This window comes from Pseudomonas sp. NY15356, assembly GCF_048068175.1.
GTDB lineage: Bacteria > Pseudomonadota > Gammaproteobacteria > Pseudomonadales > Pseudomonadaceae > Aquipseudomonas > Aquipseudomonas putida_K.
In genome coordinates this window covers 1-20,726 of record NZ_JBLUPW010000038.1, presented here as the reverse complement: position 1 = coordinate 20,726, position 20,726 = coordinate 1, and the positions used below count along the sequence as shown (strand labels likewise).

The window sequence follows — 20,726 nt, the reverse complement described above, 5'->3', positions numbered from 1 at the left end:
GGGCGCCGGGGCGCCAATTTTAAGCAAGTTATATGCCTGAAATTGTAGCGTTTGCCTAGAGCACTGCAACCTTTGCGGCAGTGCCCCGGGCAGACTCCGGGCTCAGAGTCGGAACTCGTGGCCCAGGTAGACCTCCTTGACCAGGTCATTGGCCAGGATGGTCTCGGCATCGCCTTCGGCGATCAGTTGTCCATCGTTGACGATGTAGGCGGTCTCGCAGATATCGAGCGTCTCGCGGACGTTGTGGTCGGTGATCAGCACACCGATACCCTTGGCCTTGAGATGATGGATGATTTGCTTGATATCGCCCACGGAAATCGGGTCGACGCCGGCGAAGGGTTCGTCCAGCAGGATGAACTTCGGCGCGGTGGCCAATGCCCGTGCGATCTCGACGCGGCGGCGTTCGCCACCGGAGAGGCTCATGCCGAGGTTGTCACGGATGTGGCTGATGTGGAACTCCTGTAGCAGGCTTTCCAGCTCCTTGCGGCGGCCGTCGCGGTCGAGGTCCTTGCGGGTCTCGAGGATGGCCATGATGTTGTCGGCCACCGACAGTTTGCGGAAGATCGACGCTTCCTGGGGCAGGTAGCCGATGCCGGCGCGGGCGCGGCCGTGCATGGGCTGGTGGCTGACGTCCAGGTTGTCGATCAGCACGCGGCCCTGGTCGGCGCGGACCAGGCCGACGATCATGTAGAAGCAGGTGGTCTTGCCGGCGCCGTTGGGGCCGAGCAGGCCGACGATCTGGCCGCTGTCGATCGACAGGCTGACGTCGCGGACGACCTGGCGGCCCTTGTAGCTCTTGGCCAGGTGCTGGGCTTTGAGGGTTGCCATTTACTCGGCCTTCTTCTTCGGCTGAATCACCATGTCGATGCGCTGACGGGGTGAAGTCACATTGCCACCACGACCGGCGGTAGCCACCTGGGTCTTGGTGTTGTAGACGATCTTCTCGCCTTCGGTGGTGTTGCCTTCGTTCTCGACCTTGGCGCGGTCGGTGAGGATCACCAGGTCCTTCTGCGCCTGGTACTGGATGGTCACGGCCCAGCCTTTCATCTTGTCGGGCTTGGCGGCGCTCTGCTGCTGCTCGAAGTACGCCAGGTTGCCCACCGAGGTGACCACGTCGATATCGCCGGAGGCGGCGCGCGTGATGGTCACGGTGTTGCCTTTGATCATCATCGAGCCCTGGGTGATGATCACGTCGCCGGTATAGGTGGCTACGCCTTGCTTGTCGTCCAGGTGAGCGTTGTCGGCCTGGATGCGGATAGGCTGGTCACGATCGTTGGGCAGGGCCAAGGCGCTCGCGCTTCCCAGTGCCGCGCTCAGGCTGAGCAAAAAGGGGAGGGTTTTAACGAGCCTCATACTGTCCTCTTACGTTGGACAGCAGGTCCATCCTGCCGTCTTTCAAATACGCTTTCATTCCTTTGCCCGTAGTGGTCCCACCGGCGCCGTCGATTCTAACGGCTTGCTCGGTCTGCGCATATTGCTTCTGCGGGAACACGGTCATGCGGGACGTGGTGACGATCATTTCGCGCTGCTTTTCATCGGTACGGGCCACGCGGACCTTCTCGATGAGCTCGACCTCGGTGCCGTCCGGGTTGACCTCGGCACGCTCGCTCTGCACGTGCCACGGGTACTGGGTACCGCGGTACAGGTGCAGGTCGGGCTTGGTCAGCAGGGAGACTTCGCTGGCCTTGAGGTGCTCGACCTTGTCGGCAGTCATCTCGTACTGCATCTTGCCGTCTGGCATGAACTGCACGCTGTGGGCGTTGATCGCGTAGTAGTCGATAGCGCTTTCGTCGACCTGGGCCACGGGCTTGTCGAGGAAGCTCTCGGGGCTGATGTTCCAGTAGCCGACCGCCACCAGCAGTGCGGCGATCGCACCGAGCAGCACGATATTTCGGGCTTTCTTGCTGAACATGTGCGGCCTTAGAGGTAGTTGGCGTTGGCAGCGTCCAGGTTGCCCTGGGCCTGCATGATCAATTCACAGAATTCGCGGGCTGCGCCTTCGCCGCCACGCGCCTGGGTCACGCCATGGGCGTGCTGACGAACGAACGGTGCGGCGCTGGCCACTGCCATGCCCAGGCCCACGCGGCGGATCACCGGCAGGTCGGGCAGGTCGTCGCCCAGGTAGGCGACCTGTTCATAGCTTAGGCCCAGTTCGGCCAGCAGGCCGTCGAGCACCACGAGTTTGTCCTCGCGGCCCTGGAACAGGTGCGGGATACCGAGGTTGCGCGCCCGGCGTTCGACCACCGGGGTCTTGCGCCCGCTGATGATAGCGGTGGTCACGCCCGAGGCCATGAGCATCTTGATGCCGTGGCCGTCGAGGGTGTTGAAGGTCTTGAACTCGCTGCCGTCCTCGAGGAAGTACAGGCGCCCGTCGGTGAGCACGCCGTCGACGTCGAAGACCGCCAGCTTGATGGCCTTGCCGCGTTGCAGCAGATCCGGATTCATCGTGTTGTCCTCCATCACATCACGCCTGCGCGCAGCAGGTCGTGCATGTTCAGGGCGCCGGTCGGGCGGTCGTTCTGGTCGACCACCACCAGTGCGTTGATCTTGTTGTCTTCCATGATGCGCAGGGCCTCGGCGGCGAGCATCTCGGCACGGGCGGTCTTGCCGTGCACGGTCATCACCTGGTCGATGATGGTCTTGTGCACATCGATGTTGCGCTCCAGGGCGCGGCGCAGGTCGCCGTCGGTGAACACGCCGGCCAGGCGGCCGTCGGCTTCCAGCACCACGGTCATGCCGACCAGGCTCTTGCGTGACATCTCCACCAGGGCGTCCTTGAGCAGGGTGCCACGCTGCACGATGGGCAGCGCCTCGCCGGTATGCATGACGTTTTCCACCTTCAGCAGCAGGCGACGGCCCAGGGCGCCGCCCGGGTGGGAGAAGGCGAAGTCCTCGGCGGTGAAGCCGCGTGCCTCGAGCAGTGCGATGGCCAGGGCGTCGCCCAGGACCAAGGCCGCGGTGGTGGAGGACGTGGGCGCCAGGTTCAGCGGGCAGGCTTCCTGGGCGACACTGGCGTCGAGGTTGACCTCGGCGGCCTGGGCCAGGGGCGAGTCGGGATTGCCGGTGAGGCTGATCATCTGGATGCCCAGGCGCTTGATCAGCGGCAACAGGGTGACGATCTCGGCAGTGCTGCCGGAGTTGGACAGGGCCAGGATGACGTCATCGCGGGTGATCATGCCCATGTCGCCGTGGCTGGCTTCGGCCGGGTGCACGAAGAAGGCCGGCGTGCCGGTGCTGGCCAGGGTCGCGGCGATCTTGTTGCCGATGTGGCCCGACTTGCCCATGCCGAGCACGACGACCCGGCCCGTGCTGGCCAGGATCAGCTCGCAGGCCTTGACGAAGTTGTCGTCGATGCGCGGCAGCAGGCCCTCTACGGCTTCGAGTTCCAGGCGCAGGGTGCGCTGGGCGGATTGGATCAGCTCGCTGGATTGGCTCATGTCGAAAAGCAATGTCTGATAAAAAGGCGCCGATTATAGCTGCAATGTGCGAAAGGCTCATCCATCGATTGTCGTACTGGCTGTCGTTGACCTGAACAGCCTGCGTGATGGCCTTGGGGCGCGCGTTGCAGCGGTGCTATAGTTCGCCGCTATTCGGCCCGCCGGTGGCGCGTGTGCCTTCACGAAGAGGGCAGGCGTCCATTGAGACGAGGCTGCATCGCAAGGAGTCTAGATGAGTGTGGATAGCGCCTACGCGGTCGAGTTGAAGGGTGTCACCTTCAAGCGCGGTTCGCGCAGCATTTTCAGCAATGTGGACATACGCATCCCCCGTGGCAAGGTCACTGGCATCATGGGGCCTTCCGGGTGCGGCAAGACCACGCTGCTGCGCCTGATGGGCGCACAGTTGCGCCCTTCGGCCGGCGAAGTCTGGGTCGCAGGGCAGAACCTGCCGAGCCTGTCGCGGGGCGACCTGTTCGATGCGCGCAAGCAGATGGGCGTGCTGTTCCAGAGCGGCGCCCTGTTCACCGATCTCGATGTGTTCGAGAACGTCGCCTTCCCGTTGCGGGTCCATACCCAGCTGTCGGACGAGATGATCCGCGACATCGTCCTGATGAAGCTGCAGGCCGTGGGCCTGCGCGGGGCCATCGACCTGATGCCGGACGAACTCTCCGGCGGCATGAAGCGCCGCGTGGCGTTGGCCCGTGCCATCGCGCTGGACCCGCAGATTCTCATGTACGACGAACCGTTCGTCGGCCAGGACCCGATCGCCATGGGCGTGCTCGTGCGCCTGATCCGCCTGCTCAACGATGCCCTGGGCATCACCAGCATCGTGGTGTCCCACGACCTGGCCGAGACCGCGAGCATCGCCGACTATATCTATGTGGTGGGGGATGGCCAGGTGCTGGGGCAGGGCACGCCCGACGAGCTGATGGGCTCGGACAACCCGCGCATCCGCCAGTTCATGAAGGGCGACCCGGACGGCCCGGTGCCTTTCCACTTCCCTGCGCCTGACTATCGCGCCGACCTGCTGGGAGCGCGGTGATGCGCAGAAAATCCGTACTCGAACGTATCCGCTTGTTCGGCCGCGCGGCCATCGATGTCCTGGCCGTGCTCGGTCGCTCCTGCCTGTTCCTGGTCCATGCCCTGGGTGGGCGTGGCGGCATCGGCGGCAGCTTCCAGCTGTTGGTCAAGCAGCTCTATGCGGTGGGGGTGCTGTCGCTGGCGATCATCGTTGTCTCCGGCATCTTCATCGGCATGGTGCTGTCGCTGCAGGGCTACAGCATCCTCACCAAGTACGGCTCCGAACAGGCCGTGGGGCAGATGATCGCCCTGACCCTGCTGCGCGAGCTGGGGCCGGTGGTCACCGCCTTGCTCTTCGCCGGCCGCGCGGGTTCGGCGTTGACCGCCGAGATCGGCAACATGAAGTCCACCGAGCAGCTCTCGAGCCTGGAGATGATCGGCGTCGACCCGCTCAAGTACATCGTTGCCCCGCGTCTGTGGGCCGGGTTCATCTCACTGCCGCTGCTGGCGCTGATCTTCAGCGTGGTCGGCATCTGGGGCGGGTCCTGGGTGGCGGTGGACTGGCTGGGGGTCTACGAAGGCTCGTTCTGGGCCAACATGCAGAACAGTGTTTCCTTTACCGACGACGTGCTCAACGGGCTGGTCAAGAGCCTGGTGTTCGCCTTCGTCGTGACCTGGATCGCCGTATTCCAGGGGTATGACTGCGAGCCCACCTCAGAAGGGATCAGCCGTGCCACCACCAAGACCGTGGTCTACGCCTCGTTGGCAGTCCTGGGTCTGGACTTTATTCTGACCGCCTTGATGTTTGGAGATTTCTGATGCAAAACCGCACCCTGGAAATCGGTGTCGGCCTGTTCCTCCTGGCCGGGATCCTGGCGTTGCTGCTGCTGGCCCTGCGCGTCAGCGGGCTGTCCGCCAGCCCGAGCAGCGACACATACAAAGTTTATGCGTACTTCGACAATATCGCCGGTTTGACGGTCAGAGCTAAAGTGACCATGGCCGGTGTGACCATCGGCAAGGTCACGGCCATCGATCTGGACCGCGACTCCTATACCGGTCGGGTGACCTTGCAGCTGGACAAGAACGTCGACAACCTGCCGACCGACTCCACTGCCTCGATCCTGACCGCAGGGCTGCTCGGCGAGAAGTACATCGGTATCAGCGTGGGCGGTGAAGAGGACGTGCTCAAGGATGGTTCCACCATCCATGACACCCAGTCGGCGCTGGTGCTGGAGGATCTGATTGGCAAGTTCCTGCTCAATACCGTGGGCAAGGAACCCAAAGAAGCCCAACCCGCTAATTAAGGAGTTTCCATGATTTCGATCCTGCGACGCGGCCTGCTGGTTCTCCTGGCGGCCTTCCCCCTGCTGGCCATGGCCGCGCCGGGCCAGTCTGCCCGTGACGTGGTACAGGGCACCACCACCGAGCTGTTATCGGACCTGAAGGCCAACAAGGAGCAGTACAAGAGCAACCCTCAGGCGTTCTACGACGCCCTCAACCGCATCCTGGGCCCTGTGGTCGATGCCGATGGCGTCTCCAAGAGCATCATGACCGTCAAGTACTCGCGCAAGGCCACCCCTGAGCAGATGCAGCGCTTCCAGGAGAACTTCAAGCGCAGCCTGATACAGTTCTATGGCAATGCGCTGCTCGAGTACAACAACCAAGGCATCACTGTCGACCCGGCCAAGGGTGAAGAAGGCGATCGTACCAGCGTCGGCATGAAGGTCACCGGCAACAACGGCGCTGTCTATCCGGTGCAGTACACCCTGGTCAAGCTCGGTGGCGAGTGGAAGGTGCGCAACGTGATCGTCAACGGCATCAACATCGGCAAGCTGTTCCGCGACCAGTTCGCCGATGCCATGCAGCGCAACGGCAACGACCTGGACAAGACCATCGACGGCTGGGCCGGCGAAGTGGCCAAGGCCAAGGAAGCTGCCGACAAATCGCCCGACAAGGAAGTGAAATGAGCGACACCGGCGTGACCATGACCGAGCCGGGCGTCCTGCGTCTGGCCGGTGTGCTGGACTACCGCAGCGGCCCAGCCCTGCGCAAGGAAGGCAAGGCATTGATCGCCGCCTGTCGCGAATCGAAGGTGGTGCTCGACTGTTCGTCCGTGGCCCGCTCCACCAGCGTCGGCCTCTCGCTGCTGCTGGGCTTCATCCGTGACGCCCAGGCCGCCGGCAAGGGCTGGGAGCTGCGCGGCATGCCCGACGACATGCGCGATATTGCCGAGGTCTACGACCTCGATGAAGTGCTGGCGGGCTGATGGCTCGCCGTTAAGGGATGGCCCCTCGGTCAGCAGGCCCCACCATGGGCTTCGCAGGCGGGGGGCTTTTTTGTATGATGGCCGACCCGCGCGCACTGGGCGCCGATTGAGGTTGAGCATGCAGGCCGTAGAAGTTAAAAGCTTCCTTGAAGAGAAATTGCCGGGAACCCGGGTCGAAGTTGAAGGCGAAGGCTGCAACTTCCAGTTGAACGTGATCAGCGACGAGCTGGCCGGCCAGAGCCCGGTCAAGCGCCAGCAGGCGATCTATGCTCACCTGAATCCGTGGATCGCCGATGGCAGCATCCATGCGGTAACCATGAAATTTTTCAGCAGCGCAGCCTGGGCTGAGCGCACCTGAGCCAACGTTGGCGGCGAGATTGCAATGGACAAACTGATTATCACTGGCGGCGCGCGTCTCGATGGCGAGATCCGCATTTCCGGGGCGAAGAACGCCGCCCTGCCGATTCTCTCGGCGACCTTGCTGGCTGACGGCCCGGTCACCGTGGGCAACCTGCCGCATCTGCACGACATCACCACCATGATCGAGCTGTTCGGTCGCATGGGCATCGAGCCTGTGATCGACGAGAAGCTCTCGGTGGAAATCGACCCGCGCACCATCAAGACCCTGGTCGCACCCTACGAGCTGGTCAAGACCATGCGCGCCTCGATCCTGGTGCTCGGCCCGATGGTCGCCCGTTTCGGCAAGGCTGAAGTCGCCCTGCCCGGTGGGTGCGCGATCGGTTCGCGCCCAGTCGACCTGCACATCCGTGGCCTGGAGGCCATGGGAGCGAAGATCGAAGTCGAAGGCGGCTATATCAAGGCCGAGGCCCCTGAAGGCGGCCTGCGTGGTGCGCACTTCTTCTTCGACACCGTCAGCGTGACCGGTACCGAGAACATCATGATGGCCGCTGCCCTGGCCAAGGGCCGCAGCGTCCTGCAGAACGCTGCGCGCGAGCCGGAAGTGGTCGACCTGGCCAACTTCATCAACGCCATGGGCGGCAAGATCCAGGGCGCCGGTACCGACACCATCGTCATCGATGGTGTCGAGCGCCTGCACTCGGCCACCTACCGCGTGATGCCCGACCGTATCGAGACCGGTACCTACCTGGTCGCTGCTGCCGTGACCGGTGGCCGTGTGAAGGTCAAGGACACCGATCCGACCATCCTCGAGGCGGTGTTGGAGAAGCTCAAGGAAGCCGGTGCCGAAGTCACTGCCGGCGAAGACTGGATCGAGCTGGACATGCATGGCAAGCGGCCCAAGGCCGTCAACCTGCGTACCGCTCCGTACCCGGCCTTCCCGACCGACATGCAGGCGCAGTTCATCTCGCTCAACGCCATCGCCGAAGGCACAGGTGCGGTGATCGAGACGATCTTCGAGAACCGCTTCATGCACGTCTACGAAATGCACCGCATGGGCGCACAGATCCAGGTCGAGGGCAACACTGCCATCGTCACCGGGGTCAAGGCACTCAAGGGCGCACCGGTCATGGCCACCGACCTGCGGGCTTCGGCCAGCCTGGTCCTGTCGGCCCTGGTCGCTGATGGCGATACCCTGATCGATCGCATCTACCACATCGACCGTGGTTACGAGTGCATCGAGGAAAAACTGCAGATGCTGGGCGCGAAAATTCGCCGCGTACCGGGCTAGTCATCTGACTGGCGCTGGGTGTGGAAGCGGGCCAGGCTCGCTCCCACACACGAATCAAATGCGGCCAGGTCCAGGACCTGGCCGGCAGTAGCCGCTTAAGGACCGACGTTTCCCATGTTGACCATCGCGCTATCGAAGGGCCGAATCCTCGACGATACCCTGCCATTGCTGGCTGAGGCTGGTATCGTGCCGACCGAGAATCCGGACAAGAGCCGCAAGCTGATCATCCCCACGACCCAGGACGACGTGCGCCTGCTGATCGTGCGTGCCACCGACGTGCCGACCTATGTCGAGCATGGCGCGGCCGACCTCGGGGTGGCCGGCAAGGACGTGCTGATGGAGTACGGCGGCCAGGGCCTGTACGAGCCCCTGGACCTGCAGATCGCCCGTTGCAAGCTGATGACCGCAGGTGCCGTGGGCGCACCGGAGCCCAAGGGCCGGCTGCGCGTGGCCACCAAGTTCGTCAACGTAGCCAAGCGCTACTACGCCGAGCAGGGCCGTCAGGTCGATATCATCAAGCTGTACGGCTCGATGGAGCTGGCGCCGCTGATCGGCCTGGCCGACAAGATCATCGACGTGGTCGACACCGGCAACACCCTGCGTGCCAACGGCCTGGAGCCCCAGGAACTGATCGCCACGATCAGCTCGCGCCTGGTGGTCAACAAGGCCTCCATGAAAATGCAGCACGCCCGCATCCAGAGCCTGATCGACACCCTGCGCCAGGCCGTCGAGTCCCGACACCGCGGCTGACCTTTGCGCGCGACTTCTCGTCGCGCCCGTCTATCCGCGTCATAGCCAACTTTCTCGGGTGCCCGCGCGGATGGACTGGTAGCCTAGGGCGCCTGAGCATTCGCCAATAAAACGAGGCCCTCGCCATGACCGTGTCCACTGCAATTGCCCGTCTCAACGCTGCTGATCCGGATTTCGCCCGACATCTGGATCATCTGCTGAGCTGGGAAAGCGTGTCCGATGACGCGGTCAACCAACGCGTGCTCGACATCATCAAGGCCGTGCGCGAGCGCGGCGACGCCGCTCTTGTGGAATTCACCCAGCGCTTCGATGGGGTCGATGCCAATGGCATCGAAGACCTTATCCTCGACCGCGAGCGCCTGGAACTGGCGCTGACCCGCATCACCGAGGCCCAGCGCCAAGCCCTGGAGACCGCCGCCAACCGTGTGCGCAGCTACCACGAGCGGCAGAAGCAGGATTCCTGGCAATACACCGAGGCCGACGGCACCGTGCTCGGCCAAAAGGTCACACCGCTGGACCGTGCTGGGCTGTATGTCCCGGGCGGCAAGGCATCGTACCCTTCGTCGGTACTGATGAATGCCATCCCGGCGAAGGTCGCCGGCGTGTCCGAGGTGGTGATGGTGGTGCCGACCCCACGTGGCGAAGTCAACGAACTGGTGCTGGCCGCGGCCTGCATCGCCGGGGTCGACCGCGTCTTCACCATCGGTGGCGCCCAGGCGGTCGCGGCCCTGGCCTATGGCACCCAGAGCGTGCCTCAGGTAGACAAGATCGTCGGCCCGGGCAACATCTACGTGGCCACCGCCAAGCGCCACGTCTTCGGCCAGGTCGGCATCGACATGATCGCCGGGCCCTCGGAGATCCTGGTGGTGTGCGACGGCCAGACCGACCCGGACTGGATCGCCATGGACTTGTTCTCCCAGGCCGAGCACGACGAAGACGCCCAGGCGATCCTGGTCAGCCCGGACGCGGCGTTCCTGGACCGCGTCGCCGCCAGCATCGGCAAGCTGTTGCCGACCATGGAACGTGCCGAGATCATCGAAAAGTCGATCAACGGCCGTGGTGCGTTGATCCAGGTAAGCGACATGCAGCAGGCGATGGACGTCGCCAACCGCATCGCCCCAGAGCACCTGGAGCTGTCGGTGGCCGACCCGCAGGCCTGGCTGCCGCACATCCGCCATGCCGGCGCGATCTTCATGGGCCGCCACACCAGCGAAGCCCTGGGCGATTACTGCGCCGGCCCCAACCACGTGCTGCCCACTTCCGGCACTGCGCGGTTCTCTTCGCCACTGGGGGTGTATGACTTCCAGAAGCGTTCGTCGATCATCTTCTGCTCCGAACAGGCCGCTTCCGAGCTGGGCCGCACCGCGTCGGTCCTGGCCCGTGGCGAATCGCTGACCGCCCACGCGCGCAGCGCCGAATACCGAATCCTCACCGAAAACAAGGGGAACTGAACATGAGCCGATTCTGGAGCCCCTTCGTCAAGGACCTGGTGCCCTACGTGCCGGGCGAGCAGCCCAAGCTGGCCCGCCTGGTCAAGCTCAACACCAACGAGAACCCCTATGGCCCATCGCCCAAGGCGCTGGCGGCCATGCAAGGGGAACTGAACGACAACCTGCGCCTGTACCCGGACCCCAACGGCGATCGCCTCAAGCAGGCGGTAGCCGAGTACTACGGTGTGACGGCGCAGCAGGTGTTCGTCGGCAACGGCTCGGACGAGGTGCTGGCGCACATCTTCCACGGCCTGTTCCAGCACGACCGTGGCCCGCTGCTGTTCCCGGACATCAGCTACAGCTTCTACCCGGTGTACTGCGGCCTGTACGGCATCCCGTTCGAGCCGGTGGCGCTGGACGAGCAGTTCCAGATCCGCATCGCGGACTACAACAAGCCCAACGCCGGGATCATCTTCCCCAACCCCAACGCGCCGACCGGCTGCCTGCTGCCGTTGCAGGCGGTAGAGCAATTGCTGCAGGCCAACCGCGATTCGGTGGTGGTGGTGGATGAGGCCTACATCGATTTTGGTGGCGAAACGGCCATCAGCCTGGTGGGCCGCTACGACAACCTGCTGGTGACCCAGACGCTGTCCAAGTCGCGTTCCCTGGCTGGCCTGCGGGTTGGCCTGGCGGTGGGGCACCCGGACCTGATCGAGGCGCTGGAACGGATCAAGAACAGCTTCAACTCCTACCCGCTCGATCGTATGGCGATCGTGGGGGCGGCAGCGGCGTTCGAGGACCGAGCCTACTTCGACGAGACGTGCCGCAAGGTCATCGACAGCCGCGAGGCGTTGGTTGGTGAATTGTGCGCCCGTGGATTCGAAGTACTGCCTTCGGCAGCCAACTTCATCTTCGCCCGGCATCCACAGCAGGATGCCGCTGGGATCGCGGCGCGGTTGCGTGAGCAGGGGGTGATTGTCCGGCACTTCAAGCAGGAACGGATTGCGCAGTTCCTGCGGATCACCATCGGCACGCCGGAGATGAACCAGGCGTTGCTCGATGCGCTTGGATAAGCGGGCGGGTCAGGCGTAGGTTCGTGCAGCGGCGCTTGGGTTGCGTTGTGTCTTCACCCTCTAGCCTGCCCCTATCACCGCCGCCGTCAACGAACCCTGACCACGAGAGAACCATGGACGAACGCACGACCCACCGCAGCCCGCCCCACGAGACGGAACTCGACGAACTGTTGATCGACGCCGAGGCCGACGACGAACAGGTGCAGCAGCCTGTGGCCCTGCGCCGCCCATGGCTGTTGCTGCTAGGGCTGGTGCTGGTGGCGCTGAACCTGCGCCCGGCATTGTCGAGCCTGGCTCCGCTGTTGGGGCAAGTCTCCGGCAGCCTGGGGCTCAATGCCGCCCAGGCTGGTTTGCTGACCACCTTGCCGGTACTGTGCCTGGGCCTGTTCGCGCCGCTGGCGCCGGCGCTGGCCAGGCGCTTTGGCAGCGAGCGCGTGATCCTCGGCATCTTGCTGACCCTGGCGTTGGGCATTCTCGTGCGCAGTGCCCTGGGCGTGACCGGGGTATTTCTGGGCAGCGTCATGGCCGGCGCGAGTATCGGCATCATCGGCGTGCTGTTGCCAGGCATCGTCAAGCGCGACTTCCCCCAGCATGCCGGCACCCTGACCGGCGTCTACACCATGGCCTTGTGCCTGGGAGCTGCGCTGGCCGCCGGTGCGACCGTGCCATTGACCCGCCATTTCGCCGACAGCTGGCCTGTGGGGCTTGGCTTCTGGCTGCTTCCCGCGCTGCTGGCGATGCTGGTATGGCTGCCCCAGGCGCGCCAGGGGCATGGCCTGCACAAGGTGGCCTACCGGGTGCGCGGGTTGTGGCGCGATCCACTGGCCTGGCAGGTCACCCTGTACATGGGCCTGCAATCGTCGTTGGCCTATATCGTGTTCGGCTGGCTGCCTTCGATCCTGATCGGCCGTGGCCTGAGCCCGACGGAAGCGGGCCTGGTGCTGTCCGGCTCGGTGATCGTGCAGCTGGTCAGTTCGCTCAGCGCGCCTTGGTTGGCAACCCGGGGCAAGGATCAACGTCTGGCGATCGTCATCGTCATGCTGATCACCCTGGCGGGGTTGTTCGGTTGCCTGTATGCGCCGCTGTCCGGCCTCTGGGGTTGGGCGGTGGTGCTCGGGTTGGGGCAGGGCGGTACCTTCGCCTTGGCCCTGACCTTGATCGTGCTGCGCTCCAGGGATGCCCATGTCGCGGCCAACCTGTCGAGCATGGCGCAAGGGGTGGGCTACACCTTGGCGTCCATGGGGCCGTTCGCGGTGGGGCTGGTGCATGACCTGACCGGCGGTTGGGCTGCCGTGGGGTGGATCTTTGCGGCGTTGGGCATTGGGGCCATCGTGTTCGGCCTGGGGGCTGGGCGGGCATTGCATGTGCAGGTGAACAGCGAGCGGGTTTAGCCGAAGGCTCGAACGGGCATGGCGCCAGTGCGCATCACGGATTATCGTTCAGGCTTCCACTTCTCGACGGATTGCGCCATGAGCGACGCCAACCAAGCATTGATCACCCGTTTCTATCAGGCTTTCCAGCGCTTGGACGCCGAGGCCATGGTGGCTTGCTACAGCGAAGACATCACCTTCAGCGATCCGGTGTTCGGCACTCTACGAGGCCAGGACGTCGGCGACATGTGGCGGATGCTGACCACACGGGCCAAGGACTTCTCCCTGACCTTCGACCACGTCCAAGCCAGTCAGGACAGCGCCAGCGCCCATTGGGTGGCGCGCTACCTGTTCAGCCAGACCGGCCGCACGGTGGTCAACGACATCCAGGCGCGCTTCGTGATCCGCGATGGCCTGATCCTGCAGCATGACGACAGTTTCGATTTCTGGCGCTGGTCTCGCCAGGCTCTGGGTTTGCCGGGGCTGGTACTGGGCTGGTCGCCATGGCTGCAGGACAAGGTGCGCCGGCAAGCCTTCAAAGGGCTGCGGGGGTTCCAGCAGGCCTGAGATCAGCGCGCAACGGCCTGCTCATGCTCATGGTAGGTAAACCTGGCCTGCTTGCTCCCTTCGCTTGGCAGGCGTATCCGGATCACCGGGATGAATGTGCCATTGGTCTTGTACCAGTCGCGCTGGTCGGTCTGGGCCTGTTGCAAGGCCCCGGGCATCCCTTCGATGTGGAAGAACGACTGGATCGGCAGCCTGGCTGAAGTGGATTCATCCCAGGCCCGCAGGATCAGCTCGTTCCACTGGAAAGGCAGTTCCTTGCCGAACAGTTGCTTGGCACGCAGGCTCTGATGGAACGCATCGGCCCTGCCCGGGATGCGGGCATAACGTACATCGAAGGCGCACTGCTGCTTGTAGTCGCCGCTGCGCCTGAACTCGGCGATCCACTGCTCGGCGGTGTCGATCCCTTTTTGGTGGCAGGCCTGCTCCACCTGAGGGGTCTGGGAATTGTCGCCACAGCCATTGCTGTTGCGCGTCCAGGTATCGCCATCGGTTGGCCATGCGCATAGCACTTCGTAGTACGACGAGCCTCGCGGGCGTTGCAGCTGTGGATACAGCGTGAAGCCGCTGCGGCCGTCGGCGGCAAGCCGGGACGTCGGTATATCGGCCCGAATGTAGGAAAACGACAGACCGCCCTTGGCCTTGGTGTTGGGGCTATGATGCCAGGTGTGGTAGCCCGGCCCTGGCTTGGTGGCCCTGAGCAGTACGCCGGAGCATGCATGGGCCGGAACTGCATTGCCTTCGCAGCGCGCCGGCGTGGCATCGTAGTTTTGTTGCATCTGGGCGGCGGTGCGCTGGCCGAGCGATGTGTGTGCCGACGTTTTGCCGGGCGATGCGTGGGCGGTAAGGAGGGTTGTTGCGACGAGGGTCGCGATGGGTAGGGTTTTGAACATGGTGCAGCCCTTTCGTGGATGGGCTCACCAAACTAATGACGCAAAGAGCACAGGTCTTGAGTGAAGAAATGCCGGTCCAGGGAGCAAAGCCCTGGTATGTCTACTTGGTTCGCGCGGCGAATGGTTCGTTGTATTGCGGTATCAGCGATGACCCCCAGCGGCGTTTCCTGAAGCATCAGAAGGGGCAGGGGGCGCGCTATTTCAAGACCAGCCCGGCCCAGGCGCTGGTGTATGTCGAGCAATGGCCGGACAAGGCCGAGGCATTGCGCCAGGAGCGCTTGGTGAAGAAGCTGCGCAAGTCGGCCAAGGAGGCGCTGGTGGTGGCTTATGCCAAAGGGGCAGAAGGGTAGGGGGCGTCAGCTATCGCCGGCTTGCCGGCGATAGGGCGCAGCCTCAATCCTTGCGGCGCTTGAGCTGGTCGACCAGCTGGGTCGGCAGGCCCTTGATGATCAGGGTGCCGGCTTCCTCGTCGTACTCCACCTTGGAGCCGAGCAGGTGCGCCTCGAAGCTGATCGACAGGCCTTCAGCCCGGCCGGTGAAACGGCGGAACTGGTTGAGGGTGCGCTTGTCCGCCGGGATCTCCGGCGACAGGCCATAGTCCTTGTTGCGGATGTGGTCGTAGAACGCCTTCGGGCGGTCCTCATCGATGAGGCTCGACAGCTCCTCCAGGGTCACCGGCTCGCCCAGCTTGGTCTGGGTGGTGGCGTAGTCGACCAGGGTCTGGGTTTTTTCCCGGGCCGCTTCCTCGGGCAGGTCCTCGCTTTCGACGAAGTCGCTGAAGGCCTTGAGCAGCGTGCGGGTTTCACCGGGGCCGTCCACGCCCTCCTGGCAACCGATGAAGTCGCGGAAGTAGTCCGAGACCTTCTTGCCGTTCTTGCCCTTGATGAACGAGATGTACTGTTTGGAGTTCTGGTTGTTCTTCCACTCCGACAGGTTGATACGCGCCGCCAGGTGCAGTTGGCCGAGGTCCAGGTGGCGCGACGGGGTGACGTCGAGCTCGGCGTTCACCGCCACGCCTTCGCTGTGGTGCAGCAAGGCGATGGCCAGGTACTCGGTCATGCCTTGCTGGTAATGGGCGAAGAGGATGTGGCCGCCGGTGGACAGGTTGGATTCCTCCATCAGCTTTTGCAGATGCTCGACGGCGACACGGCTGAAGGCGGTGAAGTCCTTTTCTCCGTCCAGGTATTGTTTCAGCCACCCGCTGAGCGGGTAGGCGCCGGACTCGCCGTGGAAGAAGCCCCAGGCCTTGCCCTGTTTGGCGTTGTAGCTGTCGTTGAGGTCGGCCAGCAGGTTTTCGATGGCGTCGGAGGCGGCGAGTTCGGAGTCGCGCGCATGCAGTACTGCCGGGCTGCCATCGGGCTTCTTGTCGATCAGGTGAACGATGCAATGACGGATTGGCATGGATCTCTCGAATAGGTCTCGGGCGGTAGCGGACCGCGCTGCAAAGTCGCCCAGTTTAACCCAGGGCAGGGGCGATGCAGTGGCCAGATGTTGGCGGAAATGCCTGTTGTTCGTTTTTTGTTCAATTTTTTGCGTTTTCCGCTAAAGCCCCCGAAAAACCTGCATAAAATCGAAGCCGGCAGCGGATATTTATCCATTCCTGTGGTAGCTTTGCGCGGTCTTGCGCCCCTTGGGTGGCGCATTGCCGGCAGATCGCCTGGCCGTGTCGAACCAAACGCTGATTTTCGTATCTACATACGCGATTGGCGCGGCCCGCCTGGCCGCCCAGGGCTGGCCCGATTACGACCTGGCACACTGCATAATCACTGAATTTGATAGGGAAGGAACACCACCATGGCATTGACCAAAGACCAACTGATTGCCGATATCGCCGAAGCCATCGACGCGCCGAAGACCACCGCGCGCAACGCCCTGGAGCAACTGGGCCAGATCGTCGCCGACCAACTGGAAAACGGCGCTGAAATCACCCTGCCAGGCATCGGCAAGCTGAAAGTCTCCGAGCGTCCTGCCCGTACCGGCCGCAACCCTTCGACCGGCGCTGCCATCGAAATCGCTGCCAAGAAAGTCGTCAAGTTCGTACCTGCCAAGGTCCTGAACGACGCCGTCAACAAGTAATGCGTTGATGCGTTGAACGAACCGCGCCCGGCTTGCCCGGGCGCGGTTTTTTCATGCCCGCGATTTGCCTTCGCGCCGGGCATGCCAGGCCTGGCGGGCGGCATCGTCCTGGAAGCTCCAGGCGACCATGCGGCTCTGCTTCTGGCCCTGGCCCATGGCGACCACACGTTGCGCCTTCGCGCCCGCCTTCTTCAGAGCGGCCTCGATACCTGGCAGGTTGCTGGCCTTCGATACCAGGCTGCTGAACCACAGCACCTGCTCCCCGTATTGCGCACTTTCGGCCACCAGCTGGCTCACGAAGCGGATCTCGCCGCCTTCGCACCACAGCTCGTTGTTCTGCCCGCCGAAATTCAACACCGGTAGCTTGCGCTTGGGGTCCTGCTTGCCCAGGTTCTTCCACTTGCGCTGGCTGCCGCGGGTGGCTTCGTCCCGGGAGGCATGGAAGGGTGGGTTGCACAGGGTCACATCGAAACGCTCATCGCCTTGCAGCAGCCCGTCGAGGATATGTCGTGGGTTGCCTTGCTGGCGTAGGGTGATCGTCTTGGCCAAGCCATTGGCCTGCACGATCGCCTTGGCCGAGGCCAGGGCGACCGGGTCGATGTCCGAACCGAGGAAGCGCCAGCGATAGTCGCTATGGCCGAGCAACGGATAGATACAGTTGGCGCCAACGCCGATGTCCAGCGCGTGTACCTGGGCCCCGCGGGGGATGGCGCCGCCGCAGTCTTCGGCCAGCAGGTCGGCCAGCACGTGGATATAGTCGGCCCGACCTGGGATCGGCGGGCACAGGTAGTCGGCCGGGATGTCCCAGTGCTGGATACCGTACTGGGCCTTGAGCAGGGCGCGGTTGAACACCCGTACGGCCTCGGGGTTGGCGAAGTCGATGCTGGGCTTGCCGTAGGGGTTGGTGAGGGTGAAGCGGGCCAGGTCCGGGTGGGCCTTGATCAAGCTGGGGAAGTCGTAGTGGCCCTTGTGACGGTTGCGCGGGTGCAGGGTGGGTTTCTGGGTCATGGTAGGGTCCTGAAAAAGCATCGCCGGCAAGCCGGCTCCCACAGGTCAGGTGCAAGGTTCAGGGTTTGCACTTTACCTGTGAGAGCCGGCTTGCCGGCGATGGGCTGCAGGGCAGCCCGCTATGGCTTCACTCGATGTTACAGCGCCGCGATCCGCGCATGCTGCTCGGTCAGGTTGGCCAGGGCCTGTTCGGACTCGGCCAGCTTGGCGCGCTCTTTCTCGATCACGGCAGGCGGGGCCTTGTCGACGAACGCGGCGTTGGACAGCTTGCCGCCCACGCGCTGGACTTCGCCTTGCAGGCGCTGGATTTCCTTGTTCAGGCGCGCAAGCTCGGCATCCTTGTCGATCAGGCCGGCCATCGGCACCAGGACCTGCAGGTCGCCCACCAGCGCGGTGGCCGACAGCGGCGCTTCGTCCTGCTCGCCCAGTACGGTGAACGATTCGACCTTGGCCAGCTTCTTGAGCAGTGCCTCGTTTTCCTGCAGACGACGCTGGTCGTCGGCATTGGCGTTCTTGAGGAACAGCGGCAGCGGCTTGCCAGGGCCGATGTTCATCTCGGCGCGGATGTTGCGCAGGCCGACCATCAGCTGCTGCAGCCACTCGATGTCGCCTTCGGCAGCAGTGTCGATACGGCTCTCGTTGGCCACCGGCCACGGTTGCAGCATGATGGTCTTGCCGTCGATGCCGGCCAGCGGCGCGATGCGCTGCCAGATCTCTTCGGTGATGAACGGCATGAACGGATGGGCCAGGCGCAGGGCCACTTCCAGCACGCGTACCAGGGTGCGACGGGTGCCGCGGGCGCGCTCGACCGGGGCGTTCTCATCCCACAGCACCGGCTTGGACAGCTCCAGGTACCAGTCGCAGTACTGGTTCCAGATGAACTCGTACAGGGCCTGGCTGGCCAGGTCGAAGCGGAACTGCTCGAGCTGGCGGGTGACCTCGGCCTCGGTGCGCTGCAGCTGCGAGATGATCCAGCGGTCGGCCAGCGACAGCTCGTAGGCCTCGCCGTTCTGGCCGCAGTCCTCGCCCTTGTCCAGCACGTAGCGGGCGGCGTTCCAGATCTTGTTGCAGAAGTTGCGGTAGCCTTCGACGCGGCCCATGTCGAACTTGATGTCGCGGCCGGTGGAGGCCAGCGAGCAGAAGGTGAAGCGCAGGGCGTCGGTGCCGTAGCTGGCGATGCCCTCCGGGAACTCGGCCTTGGTCTGCTTGGCGATCTTCTCGGCAAGCTTTGGCTGCATCATGCCGCTGGTGCGTTTTTCCAGCAGGGCCTCGAGGGTGATGCCGTCGACGATGTCTAGTGGGTCGAGCACGTTGCCCTTGGACTTGGACATCTTCTGGCCTTGGCCGTCACGCACCAGGCCATGGACATAGACGGTCTTGAACGGTACCTGCGGGGTGCCATCCTCGTTCTTGATCAGGTGCATCGTCAGCATGATCATCCGGGCGACCCAGAAGAAGATGATGTCGAAGCCGGTGACCAACACGTCGGTGGAGTGGAACTTCTTAAGGAATTCGGTCTGCTCCGGCCAGCCCAGGGTGGAGAAGGTCCACAGGCCCGAGCTGAACCAGGTGTCGAGCACGTCGTCGTCCTGGCGCAGGGCCACGTCGGCGCCCAGGTTGTGCTTGGCGCGCACCTCGGCCTCGTTGCGACCGACATAGACCTGGCCGGCCTCGTCGTACCAGGCCGGGATGCGATGGCCCCACCACAGCTGGCGGCTGATGCACCAGTCCTGGATGTCACGCATCCAGGAGAAGTACATGTTCTCGTACTGCTTGGGCACGAACTGGATGCGGCCATCTTCCACGGCGGCGATGGCAGGCTCGGCCAGTGGCTTGGTGGAGACGTACCATTGGTCGGTCAGCCACGGCTCGATGACAGTGCCGGAGCGGTCGCCCTTCGGCACCTTCAGGGCGTGGTCGTCGATGCTGACCAGCAGGCCCTGGGCATCCAGGTCGGCGACGATCTGCTTGCGCGCGACGAAACGGTCGAGGCCGGCGTATTGGGCGGGCAGGGTGGTGTCGATGCTTTCGTTGACACTGCCGTCGAGGTTGAAGGCCTGGGCGCTTGCCAGCACCAGGGCGTTCTTGTCGAAGATGTTGAGCAGCGGCAGGTTGTGGCGCTTGCCGACTTCATAGTCATTGAAGTCGTGGGCCGGAGTGATCTTCACGCAGCCGGTGCCGAACTCCGGGTCGCAGTAGTCGTCGGCGATGATCGGGATGCGGCGGCCCACCAGGGGCAGCTCGACGAACTTGCCGATCAGGGCCTGGTAGCGCTCGTCGTTCGGGTTCACGGCAACGGCCGCGTCACCGAGCAGGGTTTCCGGACGGGTGGTGGCGACCACCAGATGGTCCTTGCCTTCGGCGGTCTTGGCGCCATCGGCCAGCGGGTAGCGCAGGTTCCACAGGTGGCCCTTCTCGTCGTGGTTTTCCACTTCGAGGTCGGAGATGGCGGTGTGCAGCTTGGTGTCCCAGTTGACCAGGCGCTTGCCGCGGTAGATCAGGCCGTCTTCATGCAGGCGCACGAAGGCTTCCTTGACCGCCTCGGAGAGGCCGTCGTCCATGGTGAAGCGTTCGCGGCTCCAGTCTACCGACGAGCCCAGGCGGCGGATCTGGCGGCTGATGTTGCCACCGGACTGCTCCTTCCACTCCCAGACCTTCTCCAGGAACTTTTCGCGGCCCAGGTCATGACGGCTCTGGCCCTTGGCCTCGAGCTGGCGTTCCACCAGCATCTGGGTGGCGATGCCCGCGTGGTCGGTGCCGGGTTGCCACAGGGTGTCGCGGCCTTGCATGCGGCGGAAACGGATCAGGGCATCCATGATCGCGTTGTTGAAGCCGTGGCCCATGTGCAGGCTGCCGGTCACGTTCGGCGGCGGGATCATGATGGTGTAGGACTCGCCTGCACCTTGTGGAGCGAAATAGTTCTCGGACTCCCAGGTGTTGTACCAGGAAGTTTCGATGGCGTGCGGCTGGTAGGTCTTATCCATGCGCGGCGGGACCCTATGGCATTAATTCGGGAAAGCCGGGAAGTATAACCAAGCTGGGGGGTTGAGGCGACAGGAGCAGGGGCTGCTTTGCAGCCCTTTCGCGGGCCAACCCCCCACCGACACGGGCCCCGGGGGGGGGTGGGGCGGCGGGGTGGCGCGGAAGGGCCGCCCCGCGGCCCCCGGCGGGTAAAGCGCCGCGTTTATACG

At 64.0% G+C, this 20,726-nt stretch carries 23 protein-coding genes; 14 read left to right on the top strand and 9 right to left on the bottom strand.

Annotated elements, in window-relative coordinates:
• Positions 1-102 precede the first annotated feature (102 nt).
• Genes lptB through ACNFCI_RS21950 form a run of 5 tightly spaced genes read right to left on the bottom strand, consistent with a single transcriptional unit; the run spans position 103 to position 3,437 of the window.
• Positions 103-828 carry an LPS export ABC transporter ATP-binding protein gene (lptB, locus tag ACNFCI_RS21970; protein WP_084854539.1) on the bottom strand — a complete coding sequence of 242 codons (726 nt, stop codon included), beginning with the start codon at positions 826-828 and terminating at the stop codon, positions 103-105.
• A complete protein-coding gene (gene lptA / locus ACNFCI_RS21965) occupies positions 829-1,353 on the bottom strand; it encodes a lipopolysaccharide transport periplasmic protein LptA (RefSeq protein WP_324817955.1) in 525 nt (174 codons plus the stop codon).
• Entirely contained in the window at positions 1,340-1,912 is a 573-nt protein-coding gene (gene lptC / locus ACNFCI_RS21960) for an LPS export ABC transporter periplasmic protein LptC (protein ID WP_084854537.1), read from the bottom strand. The genes lptA and lptC overlap by 14 nt, the downstream gene beginning before the upstream one ends.
• 8 nt (positions 1,913-1,920) lie before the next feature.
• Positions 1,921-2,445, bottom strand: a complete 525-nt coding sequence (locus ACNFCI_RS21955) for a KdsC family phosphatase (RefSeq protein ID WP_084854596.1) — start codon at positions 2,443-2,445, stop codon at positions 1,921-1,923.
• Between the two features lie 14 nt (positions 2,446-2,459).
• Complete coding sequence (locus ACNFCI_RS21950; protein ID WP_084854536.1) at positions 2,460-3,437, bottom strand: KpsF/GutQ family sugar-phosphate isomerase; 978 nt, start codon at positions 3,435-3,437, stop codon at positions 2,460-2,462.
• Positions 3,438-3,669: 232 nt separating this feature from the next.
• On the opposite strand from ACNFCI_RS21950, the gene ACNFCI_RS21945 reads away from it, so the two are divergent.
• From ACNFCI_RS21945 to ACNFCI_RS21890, 12 genes are all read left to right on the top strand, one after another.
• Positions 3,670-4,479 (top strand): ATP-binding cassette domain-containing protein, encoded by an 810-nt coding sequence (locus ACNFCI_RS21945; protein WP_084854535.1) that lies wholly within the window; start codon positions 3,670-3,672, stop codon positions 4,477-4,479.
• On the top strand, positions 4,479-5,276 hold the full coding sequence (gene mlaE / locus ACNFCI_RS21940) for a lipid asymmetry maintenance ABC transporter permease subunit MlaE (protein ID WP_084854534.1): 798 nt from the start codon (positions 4,479-4,481) through the stop codon (positions 5,274-5,276). Before ACNFCI_RS21945 ends, mlaE begins: the two co-directional genes overlap by 1 nt.
• Positions 5,276-5,761 carry an outer membrane lipid asymmetry maintenance protein MlaD gene (gene mlaD / locus ACNFCI_RS21935; RefSeq protein ID WP_084854533.1) on the top strand — a complete coding sequence of 162 codons (486 nt, stop codon included), beginning with the start codon at positions 5,276-5,278 and terminating at the stop codon, positions 5,759-5,761. Before mlaE ends, mlaD begins: the two co-directional genes overlap by 1 nt.
• Positions 5,762-5,770: 9 nt before the next feature.
• A complete protein-coding gene (locus ACNFCI_RS21930) occupies positions 5,771-6,424 on the top strand; it encodes an MlaC/ttg2D family ABC transporter substrate-binding protein (protein ID WP_084854532.1) in 654 nt (217 codons plus the stop codon).
• On the top strand, positions 6,421-6,723 hold the full coding sequence (locus tag ACNFCI_RS21925; RefSeq protein WP_224456808.1) for an STAS domain-containing protein: 303 nt from the start codon (positions 6,421-6,423) through the stop codon (positions 6,721-6,723). Before ACNFCI_RS21930 ends, ACNFCI_RS21925 begins: the two co-directional genes overlap by 4 nt.
• A gap of 118 nt (positions 6,724-6,841) precedes the next feature.
• Complete coding sequence (locus ACNFCI_RS21920; RefSeq protein ID WP_029613593.1) at positions 6,842-7,081, top strand: BolA family protein; 240 nt, start codon at positions 6,842-6,844, stop codon at positions 7,079-7,081.
• A gap of 24 nt (positions 7,082-7,105) precedes the next feature.
• Positions 7,106-8,371 carry a UDP-N-acetylglucosamine 1-carboxyvinyltransferase gene (gene murA / locus ACNFCI_RS21915; RefSeq protein ID WP_084854530.1) on the top strand — a complete coding sequence of 422 codons (1,266 nt, stop codon included), beginning with the start codon at positions 7,106-7,108 and terminating at the stop codon, positions 8,369-8,371.
• A gap of 114 nt (positions 8,372-8,485) precedes the next feature.
• Positions 8,486-9,121, top strand: a complete 636-nt coding sequence (gene hisG / locus ACNFCI_RS21910; protein WP_043213301.1) for an ATP phosphoribosyltransferase — start codon at positions 8,486-8,488, stop codon at positions 9,119-9,121.
• Between the two features lie 125 nt (positions 9,122-9,246).
• Complete coding sequence (gene hisD, locus ACNFCI_RS21905; protein WP_084854529.1) at positions 9,247-10,572, top strand: histidinol dehydrogenase; 1,326 nt, start codon at positions 9,247-9,249, stop codon at positions 10,570-10,572.
• A gap of 2 nt (positions 10,573-10,574) precedes the next feature.
• Positions 10,575-11,624 carry a histidinol-phosphate transaminase gene (hisC, locus tag ACNFCI_RS21900; protein WP_084854528.1) on the top strand — a complete coding sequence of 350 codons (1,050 nt, stop codon included), beginning with the start codon at positions 10,575-10,577 and terminating at the stop codon, positions 11,622-11,624.
• A gap of 113 nt (positions 11,625-11,737) precedes the next feature.
• Entirely contained in the window at positions 11,738-13,015 is a 1,278-nt protein-coding gene (locus ACNFCI_RS21895; protein WP_416768216.1) for a CynX/NimT family MFS transporter, read from the top strand.
• A 78-nt stretch (positions 13,016-13,093) separates the two neighbouring features.
• Positions 13,094-13,561 carry a nuclear transport factor 2 family protein gene (locus tag ACNFCI_RS21890; protein ID WP_084854526.1) on the top strand — a complete coding sequence of 156 codons (468 nt, stop codon included), beginning with the start codon at positions 13,094-13,096 and terminating at the stop codon, positions 13,559-13,561.
• Between the two features lie 2 nt (positions 13,562-13,563).
• Here ACNFCI_RS21890 and ACNFCI_RS21885 read toward each other — a convergent pair whose 3' ends face one another.
• Entirely contained in the window at positions 13,564-14,337 is a 774-nt protein-coding gene (locus ACNFCI_RS21885; RefSeq protein ID WP_324816894.1) for a hypothetical protein, read from the bottom strand.
• 182 nt (positions 14,338-14,519) lie between these two features.
• On the opposite strand from ACNFCI_RS21885, the gene ACNFCI_RS21880 reads away from it, so the two are divergent.
• The gene (locus ACNFCI_RS21880; RefSeq protein ID WP_143515157.1) at positions 14,520-14,801 is read left to right on the top strand and encodes a GIY-YIG nuclease family protein; all 282 of its coding nucleotides are present in this window, start codon (positions 14,520-14,522) and stop codon (positions 14,799-14,801) included.
• Between the two features lie 43 nt (positions 14,802-14,844).
• Here ACNFCI_RS21880 and yejK read toward each other — a convergent pair whose 3' ends face one another.
• Positions 14,845-15,852 (bottom strand): nucleoid-associated protein YejK, encoded by a 1,008-nt coding sequence (yejK, locus tag ACNFCI_RS21875; RefSeq protein ID WP_084854523.1) that lies wholly within the window; start codon positions 15,850-15,852, stop codon positions 14,845-14,847.
• Between the two features lie 393 nt (positions 15,853-16,245).
• Between yejK and ACNFCI_RS21870 the strand changes: the two genes are divergently transcribed.
• Positions 16,246-16,527 (top strand): HU family DNA-binding protein, encoded by a 282-nt coding sequence (locus ACNFCI_RS21870; RefSeq protein WP_043210728.1) that lies wholly within the window; start codon positions 16,246-16,248, stop codon positions 16,525-16,527.
• 51 nt (positions 16,528-16,578) lie between these two features.
• Here the strand turns inward: ACNFCI_RS21870 and rlmF are convergent, their stop codons facing one another.
• Entirely contained in the window at positions 16,579-17,535 is a 957-nt protein-coding gene (gene rlmF, locus ACNFCI_RS21865) for a 23S rRNA (adenine(1618)-N(6))-methyltransferase RlmF (RefSeq protein WP_324816890.1), read from the bottom strand.
• A 137-nt stretch (positions 17,536-17,672) separates the two neighbouring features.
• The gene (locus ACNFCI_RS21860; protein ID WP_416768215.1) at positions 17,673-20,519 is read right to left on the bottom strand and encodes a valine--tRNA ligase; all 2,847 of its coding nucleotides are present in this window, start codon (positions 20,517-20,519) and stop codon (positions 17,673-17,675) included.
• Positions 20,520-20,726: the final 207 nt, after the last annotated feature.